This is a genomic window from Streptomyces luteoverticillatus (assembly GCF_003970715.1).
GTDB lineage: Bacteria > Actinomycetota > Actinomycetes > Streptomycetales > Streptomycetaceae > Streptomyces > Streptomyces abikoensis.
In genome coordinates, this window is the sequence record NZ_CP034587.1 from 6029186 (window position 1) to 6042680 (window position 13495).

The window sequence follows — 13495 nt, forward strand, 5'->3', positions numbered from 1 at the left end:
GGCGAGACCAGGCCGGTTTGTGCGGACCTCACCCAGGCCCGCCAGACCGGCAGTGTCGCCCCCCTGGCCGCCGCCATCCACGTGCAGATCCTCACCGAAGTCGGCAATTGCGAGCAGTGGACTGCTGCATGCGCGTCACCGGTTGCCGACGGCTGGTCGATTTCGTGGGGAGGATGCGGCGGGCGTACGCGCCTTCTTGTGTCGGCGGTCGCTCAACGCGCAGGACCCTGCTCGCAGGATTCACTCTCCTGCTCTTTCGCGTCCAGGGGGCTCGGGGCGATCGAGTCGGCCACGTTGCCGAAGGGTAGCCAATAAAACCTGCATGCAGCCTCATCTAGGTACGGAGCATCGAATCCGATGGTGAACTTCTGGTCTTTCGCGACAGGGACAATGAACGTGCCTTCTCCTTTCTCTGTCACCGTGGCCAAGTCCGTCTGTACGCTCATTTCCCCGGTTTTTGCAGGGGTATAGGTATACGTCATATAGCCCGTACCGCTCCCGTTAGAGCCCCAATATTGACTCTTTGGAAGGGGGCCCGTTTTCCGGCCATACACGACTCCCGCTGTTTTGGCCGTGAAGGCCAGTCGCGACCAGCCACTCCCGAAGTGTGCGATTTCGGTGAGAGGTCCGGTGATGGTGACCGGCCCGTCCACGGTGATGCCGCGTCCCTGGACGATGATGCCGCCCGCCAACGTGGTGTCGTCTTCCATCCGCGCCGGGCTCTTGAGTGTGATGGGGGTGTCGGAGTTGCTGTGGATCTGGTCGACGTGCAGCTCCTTGTTGATGTGTACGGTCTCGTTGGCGGTGACGGTGCCGTGGATGGTGAGGTTGCCGACCTCCAGGTCCGGCTTGATGACGCTCACCGTGGTGGTGAGCGTCCGCCCGTACCGTTGTCCGTCCTGCTCGAAGAGGGCCTGGAGCATGAAGCCGGTGGGGGCGTGGAGGGGCCGGGAGACCCAGGTGCCGAAGGGGCGGTCCTCGTCGAACTGCAGGTTCCTCTCCTCGCCCTGATCCCAGAACATCGAGTACGCGGCGGTCTGGGTGCCCTGCCACCCCAGCGTGACCGTCTGCCCGTTCTCGACCATGAGGTCTTGTGGGCTGAAGCTGTGGAAGACGAACTCCTTCGGGGCCTTCTGGACCCGGTGGCTGGTGGTCTTCGGCGTGGTGCTGCCGCTGGTCGATGTCATCTCGTCAATCTTGACGTCGGCCCAGCCCGGCGCGTTGTTGATCTCGATCTCGAAGACCTTGAGGGTGAGCTGCCAGCCCTCGAACTCGGCGTCCGTGGTGGGCTCGAAGTCGAAGATGCGCCATTCGCCGTCGTCGCGGGCGCTCCAGCCCCAGCCGTCGCCCTGCCCTGGCCCGTCGCCGCCTTCGATTCCGCCCGTCATCACCGATGGGTTGTCGGTCCAGGCCGAACCGCCCTCCCCGGTACGGAGCCAGAGCGAGAGCTTGCCGCATCGCACCTTCTCCGACGGTGCCTTGCGGCGGACGGTGACCATCAGCGTCGCGGTGACGGGATCGCTCGGGGTGCTGGCGTTGAGCTGCGGCGGGTAGGTCTCGATGGCGTACTCGAGCAGCGAGGAAGCGGAGCGGATGAGCTGGGACATGGCGCGGGTGTCTCCTTCGTCTACTCGGGACGGGTCGGGTCGAGCTGGAGGTATCCGGCGCGGGCTTCCGGGGCGGGGTCGTCGGGGTGGAAGCGGGTGTCGGCCGGGGCGATGACGGTCTCCGACCACTGCGGGACGTCGCCGTCGCCGTTGAGGCGGGATGGCTCGGCCCATGTCCACGTCCCGTGCCAGGAGGCGGGCTGCGGCATGACGAGGCCGGGAGGCAGCGGTACGTCCTGCTCCTGGGGCGCTGTCTGTCGTACTGGTGCCAGCAGCGGGTTGAGCCGGAACGACGCCCGGATCCGGAGCAGGGCCTGGTGGACCAGGTCGGCCGGCAGGGCGAGGGAGACGACCGGCAGGATTCCCGTCGTGGCGTGCACGGGGACATGCGGGTCGGCGAGCAGGGTGAGGTGGTGGGTCAGCGGCTCTTGGCAGGTGGTCCTGGCGGGCATGGCCAGTCCTTCGCCCTTCCCGATCGGGACGGTGTAGCCGCTGTCGCCGAGCGGGTCGACCGCGTGCAGACGGTCATAGCTGATCTCGTCACCCGGCTCCCCGTTTGTGGCGTAGTACCCGATCAGACCGTCCGAGAGGCGGTCCGCGTCGCCGAGGCGGATCGGCCACCGATAGGTGGGGTAGTCCTCCTCGGGCGGGGACAGGACGTTTTCCCAGCTGCTGTCGGTGAGCGGGGGCCCTTTGAGGTCGACGCCCAGGCCGGCCCGGATGAGTGCCACCGGGCGGCCGACGAGCCGCGCGACCGTGCGGTCGTCCTCGGCGTGCGGGGAGTCGATGCTGTCCAGCGCGCCGTCGATCGTCTCGAGCAGGTCCTCGAACCGCCCGGTGTTCTCGCCACGGAGTGGGATGACCCAGCGCGCGAGGTGGGGGTAGGCGGCCTCGAACGCCTCCGGATCGGGGTACGGCGCATGCGGGAGCGGGTTCCAGGCGGTCTCCTTCTGCCCGTCCTCGTTGTGGATCACGCGGAGTTCGCCGAGGCCGGTGCCGTCCGGGGCGTACACCAGCAGGGTCTTGTCCAGGTAGTTGAGCATCAGCCACCCGGCCACCGGTCCGCGCTCGGCGTCCGCTGCCTGCGGACCGCCCGCGTACCGCGCTCCGTCGCGTGCCTTCACAGCCTCCAGGCGTACGCGCGATTCCTGGAAGATGCGTGGCGGGAGCTGGACGAATCGCTGGCCTCCGCGCAGGTGCGGGTAGAGCTCCGTGCCCTCCGTCGGTGTGACGCTGGCGGCTCGCAGGAGAGGGAACTGCTCCGGGCGGTGGTCGTTGTCGGCGACGATGTCGTAGACCCGCCCGAAGCGGTCGATGATGCGCAGGTCCATGAAGAAGAACTGCCCCGCGCGCACGGGCTGGAAGGTGTCCTCCGGCTCCCCGGTCCGCGCCGGTGACCCCGGCCGGGGTACGACACTGCCGTCGCCGGTCAGATGCGCCGTGGCGGCGTCCGGTACCAGTCGGGCGGCGCCGTCCTGGCGGAGCAGCCAGTCGTTGAAGCCGTCGAGGCTCTGCGAGAGCACGTCGATCTTCTCGCAGTCCCGGGCGAGTTCGCGCAGCCCGGCTGTCTCCCGTTCCGGGAAGGTCTGCAGGTAGCGGCGGATCTGTGAGCGCAGCACGTACACGGTCGTGGGGGCGAGGAAGGACCGCCCGCGGAAGGCCCGCTGCCGGGCGTCCTCTTCGCTGCCGACTTGCGACCCGCTGCCGGCCCAGTCGTAGTCGGTGCCGTTGAATGTCCAGTTGTCGGTGTCTGCGGTGCGGTACGGCACCGGGCTGTAGCGCAGGTCCCATTGCACGTACATCGGCAGCCAGGGCTGCTTCCATACCGCCGTGTACTCGGCGAGGGAGCCCCGGACGTACTCGCCGTCGGATCCGGAGAGGATGGTGTGCAGGGCGGTCGGGCCGGCGCCGGACCCCGGAGTCATGACGGCCCGGTCCAGGAGGGCGAACTCCGGAACCAGCTGTTCACACATGGGTGGGATGTCGCCGCCGAGGTTCGGCAGTGCGTACTCGCCCGGGACCGGGACCCAGTCGCTGCCGATCATCACTTCCCGGAGCAGACCGTTCAGCAGCCGGCACGGCAGGGGATTGTCGGGGTCCCGGCCGAGCGGCTGGCGGGCTCCGGAGCCCTCGATGAGGATCACGGGGTCGGCGGGCTGGTGGAACGGTTCGTGGGCGATCCGCTTCAGCTCCAGGTGGTCGGGGAGCCCGTTCCCGGCGGCGAAGTCGTCGATGGCGGCTTGCAGCGCCTCCGGAGTGCTGCCGTGCGGGATCGCCTTCAGCAGCGCCTCGGCCCGGTCGTGCAGCTTCCTGGCGTCGTCGGCGAGGTTGCCGGGTTTGTCCGGGCGGATGTGTTCCCATGCCTGGGCGGCGAAGCCCTCCGGCCGTTCGTGCTCGGGCAGGCCGTGCAGCCAGGACAGGGTCCAGAAGCGCTGTTGGCTGCGCCTCAGTTCGGGCTCCAGGGCGTCGTAGGCAGCCTGGTTCGCGTTGAGTGTGTCCAGCCAGGCGGGCTCCTCCGCCCGCAGGTGGCGCGCCGGCGCGTCGCCTGCGCCGGGCCGGTCCACGATCTGCCAGGCGTATCCGCCGTTGCGGCCGGCGAACCAGGTGGAGCGGGTCGCGTCCGCCACCTCGCATCCGCCGTCGGCGCTTTCGAGGGTGTCGATCACCCCGTGGTACAGCGCCTTGAGCAAGGACGCGGTCCGCAGCGAGCCGGTCTGCTGCTCGGCCAGTGCCTCCGCGGCGTCGTCGGTGCTGTGCCCGGCCGCCACCTTGACCCGTCCGACGGCCGGCATCTCCGGCGGTGGCGCCTGGGTCCGGCGCCAGGTGACGCCGAGTGCGCTGCCGACGTACCGCGAGTCGGTCAGCTCCTGGCCGTCCGTGCCTTCGGGCAGTGCCCATCCCAGCGCCTTGAGGACGTCCTCGGGACCGTCCGCGTCCGGTGGCAGCAGGCCGGGAATGTCGGCGGCCCGGGTGAGGAGGTCGATGTCCCTCTCGGAGTACCAGCCGACGGCCAGATAGCTGAACGTGCTGTCCTCCGGGGGGAGATTTTCATCCTCGCGCAGGTCACCCAGGTCGTCGTAGAACGAGAGCACGTTGCGGTGGTACGGCTCGAACGCGGCGAAGGCCGGAAGGCCGGGGCCGATCGCGGTGAGGAACGGCTGGGAGAGCTCGGGGTCGCGGGGCCGCGGTTCGCGCCACGGCTCGTGCGGCCCCAGCTGGTGCCACCGGCCGATGAAGTCCAGGAACGGGGCCCCGGGCCCGCGCGGGTTGAGGAAGTGGGTGCTGCGCCCTGGGCTGGGCGGCACGTCGTACTCCGAGCGCAGGTAGTCGCTCTGCACCACCCACCCGGCGGCCTGCCGCCTGCCGTTGCTGCCGTTGGCGTACCGGACGATCAGCCAGCGGTTGGGCATCAGAGGGAAGGTGGTCTCGCCGCTTTCCGGGTCCACGTGGCCGGTGGCGATGGCCTCCGGCAGCTGCCACTGCAGATACACCCCGAACTTGTCCTCGAGGTCCGCCAGCGGCGGCGCGGGGCTGGCCTCCGGCTCGGCCGGGGCCTGTTCCTGAAGCATCTTCTTGAACGTAGGGTTCCAGCGGTGGAAGGGTTGCGACTCCTGCACGCCGAGGTTGTAGACCAGCGCGTGGAGCTGGATCGGGACGATCAGATCGGTCTGGCTCATCGCGGATCGGGCTCCTTCGTCACGGCTGGTGCCCAAGGACGGTCAGGTGCTGCTCCAGGGGTGCGTTGACGAACTGCACGGCCAGCTGCGCCGGGTGCAGATCATCCAGATCGATTCCGGGTGCCTGGGCCAGGGACCTGACGAGGCCGGGCCGTCCCTCGCCGTCGAGCAGGTGCAGGACGCCGTTCGGGCCGTCCTCGCCATTGCGGCGCAGATAGGCGGAGAAGACGGTGTCCTCACTCGTGCGCGGAGGGAAGTCCTTGCCCGTGAGGGACGCGCCCAGCGGCGGCTGGGCGTTCTCCTTCAGCTGCCGCAGGTTGATCTGGTCTCCAGCGTCGATGCCGAAGTGGATGCCCTGCCCGGGCTCGCGCAGCACCACATGGTCCGGCACGCCGTCGAAGAGGCAGAGCAGGACGTCCTGGTCGGGGTGGTCGCGGCGCAGCTCGGTGAGAGCGTTGCCGTCCTTGTCGGTGGCGAAGATGCGGATCTCGGGCCAGGCCGGCACCAGTGCCGACCGGATCAGCAGACCGGCCCTGGGCTTGGAAGAGGGGGAGCGGTGGGCGGCGGTGGCCTGCCGGAGCAGCGGGGCGAGGCGCCGGTCCATCGAGGTGTGCAGGCCGACGCTGTTCGCTCCGTCGACGAGCGCGTCGATCCAGGCCTCGTCGATGCGGAAGAACCGCAGCGATTCGGGCGGCAGCATCCGTGCGTCCGGTACGAGGTAGGGGAACGGTACGCCGCGCAGCAGCCCGAGCCGGTCCAGCCAGCCGGGCATGGTGCCGGTGTTGCGTGCGGCGACGGTGCTCAGCACGGCCTGTGCGCGCTCGCCGGCGAGTGCGGCGCGGGCGTCGGCGCGGCTCATGCGCGGCCTGCGGGCCGCGGCGGTCCGCAGCTGCGGGTCGGGGGTGCGCAGGGGTGCGGTCAGGGCGTCGACGAGGGTGCGGCCGCCGCGGTCGCGGGCGAGCTCGCGCAGGGCCCGGAGGTTGCGCCCGTCGTCGGGGTCGTCCAGGGCCGCCGCACAGCGCACGGGGTCGGCGGAGCGGGCCATGAACCTGGCGGCGGTATTGGCGAGTTCGCGCCGGGCGTGGGTGGCCTCGGTGGCGTACTGCGGGTCGGCCAGGGCGATGGTGCGGCCCAGCGTCCAGGCGGTGGCGTAGCTGACGTCGAAGAGACCGTGTTCCTGGTCGTAGATCAGGGCGTGGTCGGCGGTGGTGTGCCCGCCGCCCTGCCCGCCCCCGGGGACGGGCGGGGCGGTGACGGGGGTGAGCGGGCCGCGGTACCAGGCGTAGGTGCGTTCTCCCGAGAGGACCCGGTGCGGGACGGGGACGTAGCCGAGGCGGAGCCGCTCCAGGGCGACACGCTGGGCGGCGTCCGGGGCCGGCGGCGTGGCGGCTTCGGGGACGAGCCGCAGCTCGAGCTTCTCGGCCTTCTCGCTGCCGGGTGCTACCAGGTTCTCGAGGATGGCTTTGGCATCGAATGCGGCGTCGGTGTCGCAGCGGAAGGACCACGACCACAGCGAAGCGAGACGAACGTGGTCGTATCCCGGAGGAGGTGTGGGGCCCAGCCGCCCGTTGAAGCCTTCGAACGACACCAGGTGGACGGCGTAATTGCCGGCGTCGCGCGGGAAGCGGTTGGCGGTCAGGACGGAGAACTCGCCCTTGGTGAACATCTCGCCGTCGGCGAGGAGGCGGGGCTCGGTCACCTTCCGCCCGTGCGCGAGGTAATACATCTCCTCCTCGCGCGGCACGAGTGCGCTGAACAGTGCGACCGGCACGTCGATGGTGGTGCACTTGCCGGCCAGCGCCGTCTCCGGCAGGTCCGTGAGTTCCGGGCCGAGGATCCGGTCCCCGGGCGTGACGAGGTCGGGGACGCTGCGCTGGACGCCCTCCCCCAGCGCCTCGGGGTCGTCGGGAAGTTCGCCCTCCCGAAAGACCAGCAGGGCAAGCCACGGCGCCCGCCGACTGGCCCGTGACCAGCGCTGTTCACGTTCCCAGGGCAGCGGTGCGCGGCTGAGGGTGATGTGGGGCAGGACGCGGGTGAAGTCGCCGCTCGCGCCGGGGGCGGGGTAGAAGGCGTGGAGGGAGCCACGGTCCAGGACGAACTGCGGGGCCCGGATCTCGAAGGCCTTCTCCGTCGAGATGGCAGCGTTGCTGGGGTCGAGCGAACCGCCCCCGCTCTTCTTGAGCGCCTGATCGACCACGACCTTGTACGTGCCCGCGGTGGCCTTGGGACGCAGGTGGTCGAGGAAGGTGATGTCGAGGTCGGGCTGCATGGTCATCCGGTCACCTCGTGGCAGGGGCGGTCAGGGGTGGGGAGGTGAGAGAGCTACCGGCCTGCACGGCCCAGTGGTCGAGCGGGCCGTCGGCATCCCCTTCCGGGCCGCCGGGAGCCACGCCGAGAAAGGCGAGGGCGCAGTGCACCGCGGTACGGTCGTCCTTCGTGGCGATGAGGGTCCGGGTGATGATGCCGACGCTGTCGTTGTTCTCTTCCGGCGCAGGCCCGTCCACGCCGGCGTGGCGCAGCGGCACTTTGCCGTCGTCCAGCCTCTCGACGTCGAGGGCGGCGGAGGTGATGGGGCCGACCTTGTCCCCTTCGGCCGGCTTCGGCACGTCGAAGCGCAGGCCGATGAGATGGTCCGGGAGCAGGTCGGAGTCCCCGGGGCCGGGCTTGCCCTTGCGCCACAGGGCTCCGGGAACGCCCTGTTCGACAGCCGTAGCGGTCCAGCCGTAGTCCTGCCAGTCGTCGAAGGGACGGCCGTTGCGGTAGAGCTTCACCCGGTGTTCGGAGGTGATCCGCTCTTCGCCCATGGGGCGTACGTCCACCTGCTTGCCGTCGTAGACCTTCACGTCGTTGACGAAGGCCTTGGTGACCGGGACCGCTGCCCTCGTTGTGAACGTGAACCCGAAACCGGAGACCAGTTCGGGCGCCTCGGCGGCGCTGCGGGCGGCGAGCTCGGCCGCGTCCACGTCCGGCAGCGTCCCCCGTTCCGGGGTGATGGCGAGCAGTTCCGGAAGTTGCTGGCGGAACTCACCCCAGCCGATCGGTGGGACCGGCGGGCGGCCGGCACCGAATGAGAAGGAGAAGGAGATGAACCACACCTTCACCGTCACACGACCGCCCAGCGGCGGAGTCCACAGGTCGAGGTTGATGCCGACCTCGATGGAGACCCGCACTTTCACGAACCACACCTTGATGGTGAAGGCGACGCCGATGCGGATCCCGAGGGAGAGCTCGAGGCGGAAGGGGTTCCACTGGATCAGCGCGTCCAGGTATGCGGTGAACCAGGCGGAGAGGATGCCCTTGTCGTACCGGGCGTCCAGCTTCCCGCCGAGCATGAGGGCGTTCGGAGTGAGCGCGGTGTAGCCCTGGGCGCTGACCCGCAGATTGTCGTCGGGCGACCAGACGAAGCCGAGCCGGGCGGGGGTGGGGTAGTGGGCGGGTTTCCGGTACGCGGGGTGGTAGCCCCCGATGCTGATGACGAAGTCACCCGCCCGCTGCCCGCCGGTCCACACGTAGACGGCGATCCCGCCGGTGAGCTGCATGGCCGGGTCGAAGACGAACGAGCCTTCGGCCACCGCGATGTCCAGGGAGAGCAGGCTCTCGGCGGACACGTACGCCAGCTTCAGATCGATGTTGATGCGGGCGTGCACCTTGCGGCCGGCATCGGCGTTCTTGGGGAAGGTGAGGGAGGTACGGCCGAGGATCATCACCTTCAGCGCGTCGCCGAACTCCACCAGCGCCAGGGCGCGGGTGTCGATGAACTTGAACGAGGTGAAGTCGATGCCGACCGCCGCCCAGTAGCGGTCGGGATGCGGGGTCACCCAGCCGACCTGGCCGGGCGCACCGATCAGACGGTCGAGCATCTCCTCCGGCTTCGTCCCGTCCGGTCCCCCGGCCAGCCGTCCGATGAGCGGAAAGTCCGGGATCTGGGTGACGGCCGGAGTACGTACGGTGCTGTTCACCCCGAAGCCGGCCGAGAGTCCCCGGACCTGGAACGCCGGCGGCCCGAAGAGCGCGGCGCCGCCCGCCGCGCCGGCCTCGCCGAAGAGGAAGACGGACGACCAGCCGTCCTGGCTGCGGGCGTAACTGCCCACGGCCTTGAGGGAGAAGAATCCGGTCTCCACCGCGAGCGCCCCGGTGATCAGCTCCTTGTACCCGGTGCCGGTCCGCCGCTCCAGCGCGCCGACGACCCTCAGCGGTGGCTTCTCCAGCAGCAGGGCCGCACCCCGCAGCACCGGTACGGGACGCATCTGGGCGTCGATCCCGATACCGAGGCCGAGCAGCGCGAACTGTACGGGGCCGGTGGTGAAGACCGCGTCGATCGCGACGAAGACCGTGCCGTTGGCGAATCCGAGCGTCAGGCCATTGAGGCGTACCGGACCGAAGGCGAGCTCCAGGTCGCGGGAGGCGCCGTCGCCCGGCGCCGCGGGTTCGGCGCGCGGGCCCTCGATGGCGGCCGCGGGAGTGCGGCCGGTGCCGGTGGTGATCGGGAGGACGAGCGGGGCCTGCCGCACTCCGCCGACGGCCAGCTCGATCTGGACGGCGGTTCCGGGCCCGGCCGTCGCATCGGCGGCAAAGCGCGGCAGCCGGCGCTCGGCTCCGGAATCAAGGAGGTCCAGCGCGGCGTTGAGGGCCACAGCCTGGGGTGGGGTCCACCCCAGCGGCGTCGAGGTGAAGGCGATGCCGTCGAGCACGAGGTCCGAGCCGGGCGGAATCGACTCACCGACCAGCGGAAGGTGTGAGGCGCGTGCGTCCAGGTCGACTCGTACCGCTGTGAGGTTTGTGCGCGGGGCACCGGGGACAGCTCCCGGCTGAGTGACGAACACCCAGCCGGTGTGTTCGGTGGCGGCGGTGAGAATGACGCGCTTGGTTGTGGTGTCGTAGCGGATGCCCAGGGACTCCAGCTCGGGCTGGAGCACTTCGGGCAGACTGGGCAGCTCCATGCCGAGCGCGGCGACCAGATCGGTGAGCGCCACGCCGGGGCGGGCCGTCCAGCTTGCGGTCACGGTGGCACCGCTGGCGGACTCGTCATAGATGACGGCGAACTCCAGGACGCGCGGGCCGGGCTGTTCGGTGCCGAGAAGATGATCCCGCAGGGCCAGGGCATCGCCTTCGCCTGTGTCCGGGGCGGGGAGCGTGAGCCGGAGCACCCCGCTGATGTCCTTCTCGTAGCCGGACCCGGCCCCCTGCCGGGTCAGGGAGGCGGTGAGCGTGAGGGCACAGTCGGCGTCGCCGAGAGGGAAGGCCAGCGTGGTGGACAGGCCGATGTTCTTGAGAGGAACGTCGAAAGCGGCGTGGAGAGAGGCCAGCTCCAGGTCGTCGAGGATGGCGGGCGGATCGGTTCCGAAGACACCGAACAGGTCAGCGGCCGTGACACCGTACGCCGTGCCCGCGAACTTCCATACGTTGTCCCGGCGCTCCGCACTGATCCGCAGTGAACCGCTGCCCAGCAGCCAGTTCGCGGCCACGAGCCCCTCAGTCTGTTTCCCGTCCACGAGGACGGACAGCTCCATCCCCGAGAGCGCGATACCGTCCGTGATCTGCCAGGCACCGCCGATTCCCATGTCGAGCCCGTATACGGGACCGCTTTGCCCCCTGGCGGCCTCGAACCGCAACCGGTGCACGGAAAGATCCCCGGCGGGCAGACCGGAGCCGGGCAGGAACAGCTCCAGGAGCGGCTCCAGAGAGACCTCCTCGACCAGCTCCGCGACCACGCCCAGTTCGGGAACGCGGACAGCGGCCGACAGTTTGACGTCCTCGGCGAGAGTGAGCAGCCCACCGAACTGTGCGCTCACCTTGAGGCCGCCCGGCCTGGGCAGCACGGCGAACTCCGCACGCAGCCCGGAGATCTCGAACAAGCCCGGGAAGACCTCCCAGCTGGTGTCGAGGTCCACCCGCACCCACGCGGAATAGACCTTCCCCCCGGGGCCGTCGGCGAAGTTCACCGACAAGCCGGTGACGGACAGCTCGGCGCCGTTCGAGAAGATCTCGGGTACCTGGAAGCCGTTCGCCCCGGCCCCGGGCGCAAGGAAGCCGAGGTCGCTCAGGGAATGGAGTGCGACGGGCGGGAACTCGCCACTGACGTTCCAGGCCACAGACGCGGAATCGGGTGGAAAACCGCTCACGTACGCCTTGCCGTCACTTTGCGCACTGCGCCCGGGAAGCGGCAGTTCTGCACCGAGGCCGACGCGGGCCCTGGTCGTCCCGAGACCGTCGGGGCTCACGTCGAGCAGCAGGTGCAGCACGTCGAAGCCCAGGTCGCGGAGGGCGGCAGGGTCCGCAGCGAGGTGACCTTCCGGGATGGGCCCGTCGGGCAGGGCCACATCCACCTGCACGCCGGTCACCGTAGCGCTGTCGTCCTCGAGGTCACCTCCCTCCGGCAGGAAGGAGACGGACGCAGGCAGGAGCTCGGTCAGGTGGAGCAGGCTCAGTTTGCCGGCGACGGTCAGGTGCTCGGGATCCGTTTGGGCGCCGGAGATGGCCAGCGCGGGATCGCCGAGGTGCGCGGTGAAGAGGGCATCCGCCTCCGGGATCCCCAGCTCTCCCGGGGCCAGACGGAACTCCTCGCCCGCACTGTTGGTCAGTTTCTCGCGCAGCACGGCAACAGTGAGTGGCATAGTGCGCTTCCCTCCGCCTCGTCAGGAATAGGTGAGTCGGTAGGTGTTCGGGCCGGCCACGTCGATCGTCAGGTGCCAGTCGTATCCGACGGACTCGATATCTGTACGCCCTGCGGCTTCGTCGACGTACCGAACGAGGCTGGTAGCCACACCCCGGATTCCGGGCTCCGTCAGGAATTTGTTGAGCGGCTTGTCCGGAGCGACAATGCGCGGCAGCTCTCCCGCAATATCGTGGTAGTACCCGATCTCGGGGAGCAGCGGGTCCGCCGGAATCAGCTGGACCTCCGGGATCACAGGAGAATTACTCTTCCACTTCTGCACAATCTTCGCCAGGTGGGAGAGCCTCGGATGCTTGTAGTTCTTGGACGTCCCTGCACTGATGAAGATCCCGTCGGGCTTGATGAAATCAAGCCATTCTGGGGTAGTCGAGACGGCGCTGCCGTGGTGTCCTGCTTTGAGCCAGGACATTCCGGTCTTCCGGAGTCCGATGTCCCAGTCAGGGCCTGTCCTGCTCATCAGAACCGACTCCACCTCGTGGCCGGTGTCAGCCATCAGGAAGACCCGCTGGGCCTTGCCGTCCGCTGTCGCCGCTCCCAACAGCATCAGCGCGATGGAGTGACGGTTGGCCCTCTCCTCCGAAGGGAGCTCTGCGTCCGGCTTCGCCTTCTTCGCCGCAGGCGGACCCAGGTCCGGGCTGGCGGTCATGCCCGCGATCAGATAAAGACCCGCCTTCGCGCCGCCGCCTGGCATCGGCACGAGGAGTTCGGGGGTCACCACTTCCGCAGCGAGTCGGCGCGGGAGGTTCTCGATCGCCTGGTCCCCGGCTGCGGTTTTGTGCTTGTTCCAGTCCTGCAGGACCTTCTTCATGTGCGGGCCCCGGACCCGGATACTGGTGTACTCGTCCAGCTTTCCCGCGTAAAGCACGTTCCTGACCTTGAACCTGAATGTGGTGGTCTTCTCCTCCTCCGTTGTTCCGCGCGTGAACAGGAGGTGGGACATCAGGTTGTAGTGGTCCTGGTCGGGGTGAGTAAGAATCAGGAGGTCGAGCGTGTTCGGCGACTTGAGCGCGGCCAGCTTCTTGGCGATCTCTTCGGGGACGTGGTTGTACATGCGGACCGTGTCTTCAGCCACTGGGCCGTTGAACTTGTGCGAGATCTCGTTGGTGGTTCCGAAATCCACAAGGACGGCCGCCTCACCCTTAGCCGGATCCTTTCCGTAGAACACGATCAGTGTGCAGTCCCCCTGACCGACGTTGAAAAAGGTCACTTCTGCCGGCATGGGAAATCCCCCCAGTCGTGACGCGGATTCGGGAACGTGAAGCTGCCCCGCAGGGGCGCCTTGAATGGCCGAGGCGATGGAGAGACAGAAAGGTCACCACCTCGTGGCGCGTACCGTCAGATGCTTAGCGGCGATGACCTGCCCGGTGATCCGAAACCCCTTCGGGTCGCACGCCACGTTCCCTGCCGCAGTCCGCCGCCACGCAACGCCGGGCACACGTCGGGGGCGCGGCCACGCAGCGCAGAGGCCGGCACCTTGACCGGTGCCCCCGGAGCCGCTTGCTCAAGGATTTCCTGGACGCCGCCCACACGCACTGCCA

The 13495-nt window shown here is 69.1% G+C and carries 5 protein-coding genes; all 5 read right to left on the reverse strand.

Features of this window, described 5'->3' with window-relative positions:
- Window positions 1–212: 212 nt before the first annotated feature.
- From EKH77_RS26895 to EKH77_RS26915, 5 genes are read right to left on the reverse strand one after another with little or no spacing between them, the layout of a single operon-like run.
- A complete protein-coding gene (locus tag EKH77_RS26895; protein ID WP_126916857.1) occupies window positions 213–1607 on the reverse strand; it encodes a hypothetical protein in 1395 nt (464 codons plus the stop codon).
- Window positions 1608–1627: 20 nt separating this feature from the next.
- Complete coding sequence (locus tag EKH77_RS26900; protein WP_126916858.1) at window positions 1628–5284, reverse strand: hypothetical protein; 3657 nt, start codon at window positions 5282–5284, stop codon at window positions 1628–1630.
- Window positions 5285–5303: 19 nt separating this feature from the next.
- Window positions 5304–7559, reverse strand: a complete 2256-nt coding sequence (locus EKH77_RS26905; protein ID WP_126916859.1) for a hypothetical protein — start codon at window positions 7557–7559, stop codon at window positions 5304–5306.
- A 4-nt stretch (window positions 7560–7563) separates the two neighbouring features.
- The gene (locus tag EKH77_RS26910) at window positions 7564–11898 is read right to left on the reverse strand and encodes a DUF6603 domain-containing protein (protein WP_126916860.1); all 4335 of its coding nucleotides are present in this window, start codon (window positions 11896–11898) and stop codon (window positions 7564–7566) included.
- A 21-nt stretch (window positions 11899–11919) separates the two neighbouring features.
- Window positions 11920–13176: a ComEC/Rec2 family competence protein gene (locus EKH77_RS26915; RefSeq protein ID WP_126916861.1), complete on the reverse strand. Its 1257-nt coding sequence runs from the start codon at window positions 13174–13176 to the stop codon at window positions 11920–11922.
- Between the last annotated feature and the right edge of the window lie 319 nt (window positions 13177–13495).